This is a genomic window from Brevundimonas sp. (assembly GCF_041911375.1).
GTDB lineage: Bacteria > Pseudomonadota > Alphaproteobacteria > Caulobacterales > Caulobacteraceae > Brevundimonas.
In genome coordinates, this window is sequence record NZ_JAYRPA010000011.1 from 42676 (window position 1) to 56460 (window position 13785).

The 13785-nt window shown below is 68.5% G+C and carries 11 protein-coding genes and 1 tRNA gene; 9 read left to right on the plus strand and 3 right to left on the minus strand.

All coding sequences use genetic code 11. The features are described 5' to 3' along the window. The first annotated feature begins 38 nt into the window (after window positions 1-38). Together ACE3PU_RS01500 and glyS are read left to right on the plus strand one after the other, a co-directional pair. The gene (locus ACE3PU_RS01500) at window positions 39-971 is read left to right on the plus strand and encodes a glycine--tRNA ligase subunit alpha (protein ID WP_374385909.1); all 933 of its coding nucleotides are present in this window, start codon (window positions 39-41) and stop codon (window positions 969-971) included. Continuing rightward, on the plus strand, window positions 971-3052 hold the full coding sequence (gene glyS / locus ACE3PU_RS01505; RefSeq protein WP_374385911.1) for a glycine--tRNA ligase subunit beta: 2082 nt from the start codon (window positions 971-973) through the stop codon (window positions 3050-3052). Before ACE3PU_RS01500 ends, glyS begins: the two co-directional genes overlap by 1 nt. 165 nt (window positions 3053-3217) lie before the next feature. Here the strand turns inward: glyS and ACE3PU_RS01510 are convergent, their stop codons facing one another. Together ACE3PU_RS01510 and ACE3PU_RS01515 are read right to left on the minus strand one after the other, a co-directional pair. Then, entirely contained in the window at window positions 3218-3895 is a 678-nt protein-coding gene (locus ACE3PU_RS01510; protein WP_374385913.1) for an SDR family NAD(P)-dependent oxidoreductase, read from the minus strand. A gap of 45 nt (window positions 3896-3940) precedes the next feature. Further along, a complete protein-coding gene (locus ACE3PU_RS01515) occupies window positions 3941-4438 on the minus strand; it encodes a GAF domain-containing protein (protein ID WP_374385915.1) in 498 nt (165 codons plus the stop codon). A 776-nt stretch (window positions 4439-5214) separates the two neighbouring features. On the opposite strand from ACE3PU_RS01515, the gene ACE3PU_RS01520 reads away from it, so the two are divergent. From ACE3PU_RS01520 to ACE3PU_RS01540, 5 genes are all read left to right on the plus strand, one after another. Further along, entirely contained in the window at window positions 5215-5796 is a 582-nt protein-coding gene (locus tag ACE3PU_RS01520; RefSeq protein ID WP_374385917.1) for a hypothetical protein, read from the plus strand. Window positions 5797-6534: 738 nt separating this feature from the next. Next, a complete protein-coding gene (locus ACE3PU_RS01525; protein ID WP_374385919.1) occupies window positions 6535-7161 on the plus strand; it encodes a hypothetical protein in 627 nt (208 codons plus the stop codon). A gap of 147 nt (window positions 7162-7308) precedes the next feature. Then, a complete protein-coding gene (locus ACE3PU_RS01530; RefSeq protein WP_374385921.1) occupies window positions 7309-7572 on the plus strand; it encodes a hypothetical protein in 264 nt (87 codons plus the stop codon). Window positions 7573-7633: 61 nt separating this feature from the next. After that, window positions 7634-9358, plus strand: a complete 1725-nt coding sequence (locus tag ACE3PU_RS01535) for a type I secretion system permease/ATPase (protein ID WP_374385923.1) — start codon at window positions 7634-7636, stop codon at window positions 9356-9358. 8 nt (window positions 9359-9366) lie between these two features. Beyond that, on the plus strand, window positions 9367-10695 hold the full coding sequence (locus ACE3PU_RS01540) for an HlyD family type I secretion periplasmic adaptor subunit (protein ID WP_374385925.1): 1329 nt from the start codon (window positions 9367-9369) through the stop codon (window positions 10693-10695). A gap of 155 nt (window positions 10696-10850) precedes the next feature. On the opposite strand, the gene ACE3PU_RS01545 is transcribed toward ACE3PU_RS01540, so the two are convergent. Further along, a tRNA-Ile gene (locus tag ACE3PU_RS01545) sits at window positions 10851-10926 on the minus strand. Window positions 10927-11118: 192 nt separating this feature from the next. On the opposite strand from ACE3PU_RS01545, the gene ACE3PU_RS01550 reads away from it, so the two are divergent. Together ACE3PU_RS01550 and ACE3PU_RS01555 are read left to right on the plus strand one after the other, a co-directional pair. Then, complete coding sequence (locus ACE3PU_RS01550) at window positions 11119-11907, plus strand: SIMPL domain-containing protein (protein ID WP_374385927.1); 789 nt, start codon at window positions 11119-11121, stop codon at window positions 11905-11907. Between the two features lie 68 nt (window positions 11908-11975). Next, window positions 11976-13676: a bifunctional protein-serine/threonine kinase/phosphatase gene (locus ACE3PU_RS01555; protein ID WP_374385929.1), complete on the plus strand. Its 1701-nt coding sequence runs from the start codon at window positions 11976-11978 to the stop codon at window positions 13674-13676. Window positions 13677-13785: the final 109 nt, after the last annotated feature.

Consider the following 13785-nt stretch of genomic DNA (forward strand, 5'->3'; position numbering starts at 1 on the left):
GTGTCCGGCGGATGTTGAAGCGGAAGGCGGCGGGCCCTATGGTCCGCCGTCTTTTTTCAAGCCCTCCCGAGCCCGCCTTGACCGCTTCGACTGAACCGCTCGCGTTTCAGGACCTGATCCTGACGCTGCACCGCTACTGGGGCGACCAGGGCTGCGCGATCCTGCAGCCGTACGACATCGAGGTCGGGGCCGGCACGCTGCACCCGGCCACCGTGCTGCGCGCGCTGGGCAAGAAGCCGTGGAAGGCCGCCTACGTCCAGCCCAGCCGCCGCCCCGGCGACGGCCGCTATGGCGAGAACCCCAACCGGCTCCAGCATTATTACCAGTATCAGGTCATCCTGAAACCGAACCCGGACGACCTCCAGGCGCTCTACCTCGGGTCGCTGGAAGCCATCGGCATCGATCCGAAGCTGCACGACATCCGCTTCGTCGAGGACGACTGGGAGAACCCGACCGTCGGGGCCTGGGGGCTGGGCTGGGAGGTCTGGTGCGACGGCATGGAGGTGACGCAGTTCACCTATTTCCAGGGCGTCGGCGGCATCGAGGTGGACGTGGTGTCCGGCGAGCTGACCTACGGGCTGGAGCGCCTGGCCATGTACGTCCAGGGCGTCGACAACGTCTATGACCTGAAGTTCAACAAGGACGGCCTGAGCTATGGCGAGGTCTTCCTGGAGAACGAGCGCCAGCAGTCGGAAGCCAACTTCCACGGCTATGACGTCGACGGCCTCAAGCGCCGGTTCGAGGACATGGTGGCCGAGGTCTCGCGCCTTCTGGCCATGACCGGGCCGCAGGGCCAGCCGCTGGTCCTGCCCGCCTATGACCAGGTGCTGAAGGCCAGCCACCTGTTCAACCTGATGGACGCGCGCGGCGCTATCGCCGTCGCCGAACGCCAGAGCTACATCGGCCGCATCCGCGAACTCTGCAAAGCCTGCGCCCTCGCCTACGTCGAACAAGAGCGGAAAACCGCCTGATGCCCCAACTCCTCCTCGAAATCTTCTCCGAAGAAATCCCCGCCCGCATGCAGCAGGGCGCCGCGCGCGACCTGGAGCGGATGGCGTCCGAGCGGCTGAAGGCCGCGGGCCTGAGCTGGGACGCGCTGACGACCTACGCCGGCCCGCGCCGCCTGACCCTGGTGGTCGAGGGCCTGCCCGCCGCCACGCCCGACCGCTCCGAAGAGGTGAAGGGGCCCAAGGCCTCGGCCCCGCCCCAGGCGCTGGAAGGCTTCCTGCGCAAGACCGGCCTGACGCGCGAGCAACTGGTCGAACGCGACGGCGTCCTGTTCGCGGTGATCAGCAGCCAGGGCCGCGCGACCCCGGACCTGATCCCCGACATGGTCGACCAGATCGTGCGGACCTTCCCCTGGCCCAAGTCCATGCGCTGGGGGACCGGCGCCCTGCGCTGGGTGCGGCCGATCAAGCGCATCCTGTGCGTCTTCGACGGCCACGTCGTGCCGTTCGCCATCGACGGGATCCAGTCCGACGCCCTGACCGAGGGCCACCGCTTCCTCGGCTCCGGCGCGCCGTTCCCGGTCAGCGACTTCATCGACTATCGCCAGAAGCTGGAGCGCGAGCACGTCCTGCTGGACGTCGCCGACCGACGCTTGCGCATCCTGGAACAGGCCAAGGCCGCCTGCGCCGCGCGCGGCCTGGCCCTGGTCGACGACGACGGCCTGCTGGACGAGGTGGCGGGCTTGGCCGAATGGCCCACCCCGATCCTAGGCGACATGGACCCGCAGTTCCTGTCGTTGCCGCCCGAGGTGGTGCGACTGTCGATGAAGGTGCACCAGAAGTATTTCGCCGTGCGCGACCCCTCGAAAGAAGGCCTGGCCCCCAACTTCCTGGTCGTCGCCAATGTCGAGGCCACCGACGGCGGCAAGGCCCTGGCCGCCGGCAACAGCCGCGTCCTGTCCGCCCGCCTGAACGACGCCCGCTTCTTCTGGGACGAGGACCAGAAGGTCGGCTTCGACGCCTGGAACGAGAAGCTGAAGGGCGTCACCTTCCACGCCAAGCTGGGCACCCTGGCTGAACGCGTCGACCGCATCGCCGCCCTGGCCCGCGAGATCGCCCCCCTGGTCGGCGCCGACGCTGATCAGGCCGAACAGGCCGCCCGCCTGGCCAAGGCGGACCTGGCTTCCGGCATGGTCGGCGAGTTCCCGGAACTGCAGGGGATCATGGGCGGCTATTACGCCCGCCTGGCCGGCCAGCCCGACGCCGTCGCCGACGCCGTCCGCGACCACTACAAGCCGCAGGGTCCGAACGACACCGTCCCGACCGCGCCGCTGACCGTCGCCGTCGCCCTGGCCGACAAGCTGGACACCCTGGTCGGCTTCTTCGCCATCGACGAAAAGCCGACGGGATCGAAGGACCCGTTCGCGCTGCGGAGAGCGGCGCTGGGCGTCATCCGGCTGGTGCTGGAGAATGGGGCGCGCGTGGGGTTGGAAAGCCTATTCGTAACCGCAGCAAACTTGATCCAATCTGGGGCGCCCCTTCCGGGCCAAGCTATGTTGCAAATCGAGCTGTCTCGTTTCTTCGTCGATCGCTTGAAGGTCATGCTCAGAGATGGAGGGGCCAGGCACGACCTTGTCGACGCAATCGTCGAAACGAGCAAAGATCGCGACGGGTTGGTTGACGACGACCTCGTCCGCATCGTGCGCCGGGTGGAGGCTCTGGCCGCCTTCCTCGCCACCGACGACGGGGCGAACCTGCTGGCGGGCTACAAGCGCGCCTCAAACATCCTGCGCGCCGAGGAGAAGAAGGGGCCTGTCCCGACCGGCATGGTCCAGACCGGCCTGCCGAACCAGCCCGAGGAGGAGGTCGCCCTGGCCTTCGCCGTCGGCGCCGCCCGCACGCGGGTGGAGGCGGCGCTGGACAAGGAAGACTTCGCCGCCGCCATGTCCGCCCTGGCGGGCCTGCGCGGGCCGGTGGACGCCTTCTTCGAGGCGGTGATGGTCAACTCGGACGTGGCCGAGGAGCGCGAGAACCGGCTGAAGCTGCTGGGCCAGGTCCGCGACGTGATGGGCCAGGTGGCGGATTTCGGTCAGATCGCGGGTTGATCTAAAGCTCCGTCACCCTCGGGCTTGTCCCGAGGGCCCACCTCCAACCTCGCAGCGAAGGCCGGTATGGCTCGCCGACGGCGACGTCATCACCAACGATCGGGCCCCGGCCGCCGTGGGCCCTCGGGACTAGCCCGAGGGTGACGACCTATTGCGAGGGACGGCTCAAACCCGCCCCGTCACCGGCACCAGCGCCCCGGTCATCGCCCGGCTCTGCGGCGAGGCAAGGAACAGGATCACCGCCGCCAGGTCCGCCGGCCCCACCCACTGCGCCGGGTCCGCATCCGGCATGTCCTTGCGGTTCGCGGGCGTGTCGATGATCGACGGCAGGACGGCGTTGACGGTGACCGAGGTCGCCTTCAGCTCCTCCGCCAGGGCCTGGGTCAGGGCGTGCACCCCCGCCTTGGCCGCGCCATAGGCGCCCATGCCCGCGCCGGCCTTCAGCGCGGCGGCCGAACCGACGTTGACGATCCGGCCCTGGTCCGACGCCTTCAGATGGGGCAGGGCGGCGCGGCTGGCGTTCAGGGCGGTGGTGACGTTCAGGGCGTGCATCCGGTCCCAGGCGGGCTCGGCGTCGTCGGTGGTCTGCCAGACGAAGCCGCCGGCGATGTTCAGCAGGGCGTCCAGCCGGCCGAAGCGGCCGATCACCGCCGAGATCGCCTGGCCCGCCTGCGCCGGATCAGTCAGGTCGACGCCGCCGACTTCCAGCACCCCGTCGGGCGTCGGATGGCCCATGGCGTGATCGATCACGGCGACCTTCAGCCCGTCGGCCAGCGCCGCCTCCAGCACCGCGCGCCCCAGCACCCCGTGACCGCCCGTGATGGCGACGACCCGATCCGTCATGTCCGTTCTCCTTCGGCCCCGATCCTAGAGCGGGCCCCCTCGCGATCAACCGGCGGCGAACACCCTGGCCATCAGCCGCTCCAGGGCCTGGGCGTCCACGGCGTCGAAGGCGGCCTTGGTCGTCGCGTCCACGTCGAACACGGCGATCAGGGCGCCCGAGGCGTCATTGACCGGCACCACGATCTCGCTGGCCGAACGGCTGTCGCAGGCGATGTGGCCGGGAAAGGCGTGCACGTCCTCGACGATCTGGGTGATCCGGGTGGCCGCCGCCGTCCCGCACACGCCCCGTCCGAAGGCGATGCGCAGGCAGCCCAGCGTCCCCTGATAGGGTCCGACCACCAGCTCGTCCGCCTTGTCCGGCGCCACGACGTAGAAGCCGGTCCAGAAGAAGTCCTCGAAGGCGTCGGCCAGCATGGACGACACCGTGGCCATCCGCGCCGTCACGTTCGGCTCCCCCTCCAGCACAGCCAGGATCTCGGCCTCGACCTCGGCGTAGCGGGCGGCCTTGTCGGCAGGGCGGTCGTCGCGGGCGACATAGGACATCACGGGTCTCCTTCGCGGCCGCATATAGCAGGGCCGAAGCCTTTGCACAGGACGGCGCCTCAGTCGCCTTCCGCACCTTTGGCCCGGAATAGTGCGGCTTCGCGCCTGAAGCGATCACCCGTACCGCGCCGTAAACACGACACTCCGCGCATTGACGGTCTGCTTTCTGGAGCGACGCCGACTTCGCAATCCGACCCTTTGAAGACCGGCGGCGCCGGCGTTGCGAGAGCCAGCGCGGCCTCAGGGCGTGAGCGGGCCCCAGCATGTGATCAGGGCGTTTAGGGCTTCATTGCCCCAGCTCTGATGGGCCGTGCCGTTCCTGATCGAGACATCCGATGTTGAGCCATCCTCGTTCAGCGCGCCCAAAGAGAGGGTTGTTGATGGCGGGCGGGATCGGGAACGGCCCTTCAGTGCTGGAGCCGTTGCGCGTATGGGAAGCTTAAGGTCACATCCAATGATGGCAACGGCTCCGTCAAAGCAGGTTCGTGGCCTGAACCTCTCGCTCATGGGCTTGTTCGTCATGACCGTACCGTCATTGAACGGAACCGGGGTGGAGCTGTTCGGGTGGGACCGGTGGCCTAGCAGAAGCAGCTTTTTGATTGTTGCGGTGGGAGTATTGCTCGCGCTTATTGGGCTGGCCCTGACCGTCAAGTCTCTTGGTCGCGCCGCAAGCAATGGCATTGGGCCGAGGTCCGCTCCCACCTTTGCGGACATTCAGGCCGTCTGTGTCGGCGCGACCTGTTGAGCTTTTCCGGCAGGACTCTCACGATGCGTCTATGCGTTTCAGCCCCCTGATCGTCCTAAGCCTTCTGATTCTCGCCGGATGCGCGCCCTTTCCAAAGGGGCCGCCTCTGATCGGTTACGATCCGGCGCCTTACGGCGACGCATTCCGCGCTGCGGCGACGGAAGCAGTCATCCGCCGCAAGCTCGGCAAGGGCTTCTACGAGGTCTTTGGGGACAAGGCCTATAAGGTGGGCCAGTCAGGGCTTTGCGCTGAGGATACCTTCCAGCACTTCTTATCGCTGCAGCACGGTTGTGCACTGCTCGGTCCAGGCGACGGTCCCGACTGTCGTGAACTAGACCTTTGCATCCGGCTCACGGTCGGCAGCGGGTTGTTGAAAGACTCCGAGGTCAGATCGGCTATCGAAGCCGCTTTGCTTAGGCCCTGCAATGCGCTCACTCCGCCTCACGGCCTGCCATACGCACGATGGCCTTCGGCCATTGGGAAGTCAGCGACCGCCAGTTGGGGGCAGCTCCGTTGTGGCAGCCGTCGTGAGGTAGTGGGGAGCGATATCTCGTTCCACGAGAACGGCGCCCAGTCCGTCATCTCCTTCACCTTTAACCTCGCTCGAGCGTAACCAGCGCGCTCGCGACAAGGACCGCGTCTCCCTTTAGGTGACGATGACGGGCCCCGGATGCGGATCCGGTCGTGAGTCACAGATTTATCTGCTCTGACATGTCCAAGGCGTCATCCAGCTGAACGCCGATGCGCCCGACGGTGCTGTCCCACTTCTTTGGCCGGGCAGGAGCCGGCAAGCGCGAAGAGCGCCGGCCCGCAGCCCTGTGGTTCAAGATCGTTCATTCGAACCCAGCGATCGACAAGACGGGCGTCTGTCGGGGGGGCGGAGTTAGGCGGTTCAAACCGACTGATGGCCTCTGGTCCGGCCCTCAGCCGTTTGTCAGCGACCGGACACAGGAACGGGTTCGACCGCGGTTGATTAACGCTGTTCGACTTCGGCTTGTTTGGAGATCCGGTACATGGCGCGTTCCAGCGAAATGGTCGAGAAGATCGACAATCGGGAGCTGTCTCCAGCATCGCAGCCGGCCGATCTTTCTCAAGCCGGCGTGACCCCCGACAGCTATTACGCCGATCAGGCCGCTGACCGTGACGCCTCGGCGCCCGATGACGGCGCCCCGCGGGCAGGCGGTGTCGAGACCGCACAGGACCTGCCGCCGCCCAGCGGCGCGCCCGCGCCGCAGGCGTCGGGGGCTCTGGATCAATCCGTTGAAACGCCGAAACCACCCAACAGGCCGAGCTGGAGCTGGGCCTCGTCGCGACGGCGCCTGATGGACAGGGCGGCTCCACCCAGTACGACATGGCCGTCGGGGCGCAGATGGAGACAGACACGGTCGCGGGCCTGGGGCAATCGGCAGCCTCGGGGTCAGGCCTGAACCCCGAGCTGCTTCGCGAGGGGAACGGGACGCCCGCGGCGGAGGACCTCGGCCAGATCACCGACCCAGACGGCCTGGCCGGCGCGACATCGGATGTGGCGAGTTTCGGCGCGCCCCTGGCGGGAACGCTGGCCGGCGCGCTCGACGCTGCGCAAGGCGCGACCGGCCAAGTCTCCGGCGTCGTCGCCGACGCCGTCTCCGGTCTCGGCGCCGCGGTCGAAACGGATGTGTCGGAAGTGTTGGATTCTGCGACGGACGCCGGATCGGTTGTCACCGCAACTGTCGCCGACCTTGGCGGCGTCGCCTCGGAGGCGCTTGACGGAATCGCGGCAAGCGGCGCGACGGGCGGACTGCTAGGGGGCCTGTTCGATCCGGGCTCGGACCAGAGCGGCCTGGACGACATGCTCGCGACCGGGGCGGCCGCGACCGGCGCGGACGTCCTGACGGGAGACGAGGCCGCGGTCGGTCTCATCGATAGCGGCGGACTCGATCTTGGCTCCAGCCTTCTGGGCGCCGACGATCTGGAAGAGGGCCTCGGCGGACTTCTGTAAAGGTCGTTCACCGAACACCTTAATTATTTTAAGTCATAGCTGAAACTATCGAACGATCAGGAAGTTATCACAACAACGAACGCTTCTTACATCTAAGCTTTATTGATCATTGAGCGTCTCGTTCAAATCAACAACGGAGAGACCACAATGGCTATTCTTGACAACGTGTTCGGCGGCAACGACGAATCCTCGAACTCGAACAACAGCGACGGCTCCGTCGGCGGCGTTCTGGATTCGACCTCGGCCCTGGGCATCAACTACGAAGCCAACAGCGAGAACACGGACGAAGACGGTGAAACCACCAGCTCGTCCAATGACGGCGCCTTCGGCCTCGACCTGGACACCGACTCCCTGCTGGGCGGCGCCGGCAGCTCCAGCTCGGACTCGATGTCCGACGACGACGCCAACTAAGCGTCTGGAAGAGGGCGGTCTTCGGACCGCCCTTTTTCGTGCCTGGACAGAGAGGGAACAGATGGCGAAGACGACGCCGGCGGATCGACCCACGGACGAATTCGCGGCCGCCCTGAGGCAATGTCTGCCGTTGTTCTGGACCGCTGTCGTCTTCGGCGGCGGCGTGAACATACTGTTCCTGGCCTCCCCGCTGTTCCTCCTTCAGATCTACAACCGCGTGATCCCCAGCGGCAGCTTGCCCACGCTGATCATGCTGTTCGTCGTGCTTATCGTGGCCCTCGGCACGATGGCCCTCCTCGACGCCATCCGCACCCAGGTCCTGATCAAGGCCGCCGCGCGCCTCGACCGGCTGCTGTCCCTGCGGCTCTTTCAGGCTGTTCTCGACCTGCCGCTGGCGACCGGCTCTCAGGTCCGGACCGCCCAGGCCCTGCGCGATCTCGACACCTTCCGCTCCGCCATGGCGGGACCTGCCGCCCAGCTGTTCTTCGACCTGCCCTGGTCCCCGCTCTTCCTGCTGGTCCTGTTCCTGCTGCATCCGCTGCTCGGCCTAGTGGGCCTGCTCGGCGCAGCCCTCCTGCTCGCTCTCACAGTCGTCAACGACCGCATGACCCGCAAGGGTTCGGAGAGCGCCGCCACGGCCGCGCAGCGCAGCTACGCCTTCGCCGATTCGATCGCCCGTTTCGCCGACCCCGTGCACGCCATGGGCATGACCGACGCCTTGGCCAGTCGATGGCGCATCGACCGCGACGAGATGATGGTGTGTCAGAGCGTGGCGTCCGAAAAGGGCGGCAACATCACCGCCCTGATCCGGTTCAGCCGCCTTGCGCTACAGGGATTCATGCTCGCGGTGGGCGCTTGGCTGGTGGTCGGCGGATCCATCCTGCCGGCCAGCATTTTCGCCGCCAGTCTGCTGTTGGGTCGCGCACTGGCTCCGCTGGAGCAGGCCGTCGTCGGCTGGCGCCAGGCGATCGCCGCCATCTCGGCGGGGCGCAACGTCCAGCTCGTCCTCAATACGGCGCCGCCCATGAAACAGGTCCTGCGCGTGCCCGCCAAGGACGGCGGCGTCGAGATGACGAATGTCGCCTTCACCCCCAGGGGCGCCCCCAGGCCGGCGCTGCAGGGCCTCACCCTTTCCATCGGCGCGGGCGAGGCGGTCGGCGTGGTGGGCCCCTCGGGCGCCGGCAAGACCTCGCTCGCCCGGCTGCTCGTCGCCGCCGCCCTGCCCAATACCGGCCGGGTGGAGATCGGCGGCGTTCCCACACACAAGTGGAACCCGTCGTCCCTGGCGCGCCATGTCGGTTTCCTGCCCCAGAACGTCGGCCTGTTCCCCGGAACGCTGAGGGAAAACATCGCGCGATACCAGGCCGTGGACGACGCCGAGGTCATACGAGCCGCCCGTCAGGCGCGCGTGCACGACATGATCATGGACCTGCCCGACGGCTATGAGACGCGGGTCGGAGAAGGCGGCGCGGGCCTGTCCAGCGGTCAGCGTCAACGCGTGGCGCTTGCGCGCGCCCTGTTCGGCAACCCCAAGCTTCTGATCCTTGACGAACCCAACGCCCACCTGGACGCCGAAGGCGAAGAGGCGCTCAACGACAGCCTCGGCGCGCTCAAGGCGCGAGGCTCGACGATCATCCTCGTCGCCCACCGGCTCAGCCCCCTGTCCCAGGTCGATCGCGTCCTGATCCTCGCCGACGGGCGGCTCGAGGCCGACGGCCCGCGAGACGACGTCATCGACCAGGTGCCGACCGAGACCATCGAACGCTTCGCCCAGCCCACCCCCTGAGATGTCCCATGCGGCTTGACCCCAGCACCCTCGTGACCCGCATGCCGGTGGACCTGTTCCAGCGGTATCGCCGCGGCATCAGCGCGCCGGACGGCAGCCTCGACGATTCCAGCCACCAGATTCGCAACGGTCTTCTGGTGCTGGCGGGGTTCTTCATCATAGGGCTGATCTGGGCGGCCTTCGCGCCGCTCTCAGGCGCGGCTGTTGCCAATGGCGTGGTCACCGTCGCAGGCAACCGGCAGACGCTGCAGACCCTCAACGGCGGGGTCGTCGACCAGGTCATGGTGCGCGAGGGACAGCAGGTCAGGGCGGGCCAGATCCTCATGCGGATGAATCCGCTGTCGACCGGCGGCGGTTTCCGCCGGTCGCAAAGCCAGCGCGACGATCTCGCCGCCGTCGAGGCGCGGCTCATCGCCGAGCGCGACGGCCTGCAAACGATCGTCTGGCCCGCCGACTTCAGCGCCCGGAGCAGCGAGGCCAGCGTCGCCCAGGCCATGCGCAGCCAAGCCGCCCTGTTCGATAGCCGCCGACGCGCCTTCTCCGGAGACGCCGCGGGAGAAGCGGCTCAGGTGGAGGCGGCGCGGATCGCCGTGGAAGGCCCCCGCCGCCAGCTGGAGTTCGTCAATGAGCGCCTGGCGGGGTTGCGGTCGCTGTACAGTCGCGGCTTCGCTCCGAAGGCCGTCGTTTATGAACTGGAAGCCGCCAAGGTGCAGCTTGAGACCGAGATCGCCCGCGGCGGAGTTGAGCTGCAGCGGGCCGAACTCGCCGCTTCGCGAGCGCGCGAGGGGCGCCTGAACGACGTCTTGACTGAGCTGCGCATGATCCAGGCCGAGCTGCAGCAAGTCGGACCCGCCTTGGACACTGCGCGGTTCGCCGCAGAGCGCGACACCGTGAGGGCGCCGGTGGACGGCGCTGTGGTCGACCTCGCCCCCACGGCTCCTGGCTCGATCCTGTCCCCCGGACAGAAGCTGATGGACGTTCTGCCCAGCGGCCGGGCCCTGATCGTCGAGGCGCGCATCCGACCGGAAGACGTCGACGACGTCCGCGTCGGCTCCCATGCCGATGTCCGCTTCACAAGCGTCAATCCGCGTGGAATGGCCAAGATCGGCGGACGCGTGACGACACTCTCCGCCGATCGACTGACCGATCCGGCGACAGGCGTCGGATACTACCTCGCTTACATCGCCCTGGATGCTGAACAGGTCGCGCGCGCCGACCTGGACCTGACAGCGGGACTGCCTGCATCCGTCAACGTCAAGACGCGCGATCGCAGCTTCCTGGACTATCTGTTCGCCCCCCTCACCGACAGCTTCGCCAAGGCCGGGCGCGAGGAGTAGTCAGGGTCAAGACCAGACGTCGGCTCGCGCGGCGTCTGTCACATAGCCGAAGAGATTCGACGCCCTTCCCGGACGCAAACGGCCAGGCTGTGAGTTCTGCACCGGACAGGACGGCATGGATGCGCGGTGTTTCATCGTCGCGCGCGCGGTCGCCTTGGTAGGCCCGGAGGGACTCGAACCCCCAACCAGACCGTTATGAGCGGTCGGCTCTAACCATTGAGCTACGGGCCCCCGAGACGAGGAGGTTCCGCCTAGCAGGGGCGGACGCGGCTTGCCAAGGGGCGACCGCCTTTCGGCGAATTCACGTCGATGAACGGAACCTGACAACGGCCTGTCGGCGTTCATTCAGGCGAGAACGGCCAAGGTCGCGCCCAGGATCGAGCGTCGGCGCACGGCCGGCCGGATCGTCTTACGGAGAAGCGCATGACCCGCACCCTGAACGCCCTGATGAAACCGGCCGCCCTGGCGGGCGCGGCGGCCGCCGCCGTGGCCCTGGCCGCCGGGGCGCCGCCCGCCATGGCCCAGACCGCGCTGGCCCAGACCGCGCCCCAGGCTCCTGCGCCCCTGACCCAGATGCAGCCCGCCCCCTCGCTGAACCTGTCGGCCTTCGGCGAGGTCAAGACCGCGCCGGACATGGCCACCATCACCTTCGGCGTCCAGACCGAGGCTGCGACCGCCGAGGCCGCCATGCGCGCCAACGCCGAGCGGATGAACCAGGTCATGAGCGCCCTGCGCCGCGCCGGGATCGCCGAGCGCCACGTCCAGACCTCGGGCCTGAACCTGTCGGCCCAGTACGACTATCAGGAGAACCAGCCGCCCAGGCTGCGGGGCTATCAGGCCGTCAACCGGGTGACCGTGCGGATCGAGGACCTGACCAAGGTAGGATCGACCGCCGACGCCGTGGTGGCCGCCGGCGTCAATCAGATCGACGGCATCGGCTTTGGCCTGAAGGACCCGACCACGGCCGAGAACGAGGCGCGCCGCCTGGCGGTGCGCGCCCTGCAGGAGAAGGCCGCGCTCTACGCCCAGGCGCTGGGCGTCCAGCTGGGCGGGGTGCGCACCCTGAGCGAGGGCGGCGGCTATTCGCCCCCGCCGCCGATGCCGATGTACGCCCGCGCGGTGTCGCTGCAATCGGCCGATTCCAGCCCCGTGTCCGGCGGCGAGCTGGCCGTGCGCATCGACATCACCGGCGTCTACGACATCGTCCGCTGACCCGCGGCTCTTGACGTCGCCCCCCGCCGTTGCTCCGCTGCCCGGGAGCGACGACGGGGGATGCGGCGGTGAGCGAGGCCAGACTGGAGATCGCCGCCGGCTTCGCCACCCTGACGGGGCCCAAGGCCGACAATCAGGATTTCGGCGGCGTCCACCTGGGCTCGCCGGTGGAACAGCGCGAGCATGGCGTGGTGGCGGTCATCGCCGACGGCGTGTCCGGCTCGCGCGCGGGCCGCACGGCGGCCGAGCTGGCGACCCGCAGCTTCATCGACGGCTATCTGGACCAGAACCCGTTGAACGGCATCGCCGCCAACGGCGTCAAGGCGCTGAGGGGCTTCAACCGCTGGCTTCACGCCAAGGGCCGGTCCGATCCGGCCATGACGGCGGCGGCCACCACCTTCACCGCCCTGGTGCTGCGCGGGCGCGAGGCGGTGTCGCTGCACGTCGGCGACAGCCGCGCCTGGCATTTTCGTGACGGCGTCCTGACCCGGCTGACCGAGGACCACACCCGCGCGGTCGAGGGGTTGAGCCATGTGCTGTACCGCGCCGTCGGCATCGAGGCGGACGTCAAGCTGGATGTCCGCCACATCGGCCTTCAGGCGCACGACCGGCTGCTGCTGACGACCGACGGCGTCCACGGGGTGCTGGGCGACGAGGCCCTGGCCCGGTTGCTGGGCCGACGGGGCTCGCCCGACGCCGACGCCCGCGCGGTGCTGGCCGAGGTCGAGGCCGTCGGCGCGCGCGACAACGCCACCGTCATCGTCATCGATGTGGTCCGGACGGGCGCGCCAGACTGGGAGGCCATCACCGCCGAGGCCGAGGGCCTGGCGATGGAGGGGCCGCCGGACGTTGGCGCGACGGTCGACGGCTTTCAGCTGCAGCGCCTGATCGCGGACGGGCGCTACACCCGGCTGTTCCTGGCGCGGGACGTGATCGGCGACCTGGGTCAGGTGGCGCTGAAGTTTCCGAAGCCCGCGGTGGTGTCGGCCCGCGGGGCGCGGCAGGCCTTCCTGCGCGAGGCCTTCATCGGCCGCCGCATCGACAATCCCTTCGTCGGCCGGGTGCTGACGCTGGAGGCCGGCCGGCAGAGCCGCCTCTACATCGTCCAACCCTTTTACGCCGGCCAGACCCTTCACGCGCGCCTGGCGGACGACGGGCCTCTGGAGATCGCCGAGGGCGTGGGCGTGGCCCTGCGCCTGGCGCGGGCGGTCGCGGCGCTGCATCGCGCGGGGGTGATCCACCGTGACATCAAGCCGGACAATGTGATCCTCGAGGCGAACGGCGGGCTGAAGCTGGTGGACCTGGGCGTCGCGCGCCTGCGTCAGGCCGAGGAGTTCGCCGAGGCCGAGGCGCCGGGCACCAACGGCTACAAGGCGCCGGAGATGTACCAGGGCGAGGCCGGCTCGCCCGCCACCGACCAGTTCGCCCTGGGCGTCACCCTGTACCGCCTGTTCACCCGCACCTATCCCTGGGGCGCGGTGGATCCCGAGGACGCCCCGCGCTTCGACAAGGCGCCGACACCCCCCGGACGCCACCGGCCCGACATGCCCGCCTGGCTTGACGCCGCCATCATGCGGGCGGTCGCGCCCGAGCCCGGCGACCGTTTCGAGGATGTCGAGGAGCTGGTCCACGTGCTGGAGACCGGCAGCGCGGTCGCCGCGCCGCAGCCGCGTCCGCTGTCCCTGATCGAGCGGGATCCCGTGCGTTTCTGGCAGGGCGTGTGCCTGCTCCTGGTGGTGGCGCTGCTGGTGTCGCTGGCGACGCGATAAGCCCGGAAGGGATGCTTATACGGCGCGCCCCGCGCGCCGGATGCTGCGACCTTTGGAGGCGGCTTGGCCGTAGGAACCTCCGCATCGGCGCGGCCTTCATACCCCGCGG

What these genes read in the sequence shown, in the direction of transcription:
- ACE3PU_RS01500 (WP_374385909.1), top strand. Translation starts at nt 39, where the DNA reads ATGGTCCGCCGTCTTTTTTCAAGCCCTCCCGAGCCCGCCTTGACCGCT.
- glyS (WP_374385911.1), top strand. Translation starts at nt 971, where the DNA reads ATGCCCCAACTCCTCCTCGAAATCTTCTCCGAAGAAATCCCCGCCCGC.
- ACE3PU_RS01510 (WP_374385913.1), bottom strand. Translation starts at nt 3,895, where the DNA reads ATGACGGATCGGGTCGTCGCCATCACGGGCGGTCACGGGGTGCTGGGG.
- ACE3PU_RS01515 (WP_374385915.1), bottom strand. Translation starts at nt 4,438, where the DNA reads ATGTCCTATGTCGCCCGCGACGACCGCCCTGCCGACAAGGCCGCCCGC.
- ACE3PU_RS01520 (WP_374385917.1), top strand. Translation starts at nt 5,215, where the DNA reads ATGCGTTTCAGCCCCCTGATCGTCCTAAGCCTTCTGATTCTCGCCGGA.
- ACE3PU_RS01525 (WP_374385919.1), top strand. Translation starts at nt 6,535, where the DNA reads ATGGCCGTCGGGGCGCAGATGGAGACAGACACGGTCGCGGGCCTGGGG.
- ACE3PU_RS01530 (WP_374385921.1), top strand. Translation starts at nt 7,309, where the DNA reads ATGGCTATTCTTGACAACGTGTTCGGCGGCAACGACGAATCCTCGAAC.
- ACE3PU_RS01535 (WP_374385923.1), top strand. Translation starts at nt 7,634, where the DNA reads ATGGCGAAGACGACGCCGGCGGATCGACCCACGGACGAATTCGCGGCC.
- ACE3PU_RS01540 (WP_374385925.1), top strand. Translation starts at nt 9,367, where the DNA reads ATGCGGCTTGACCCCAGCACCCTCGTGACCCGCATGCCGGTGGACCTG.
- ACE3PU_RS01550 (WP_374385927.1), top strand. Translation starts at nt 11,119, where the DNA reads ATGACCCGCACCCTGAACGCCCTGATGAAACCGGCCGCCCTGGCGGGC.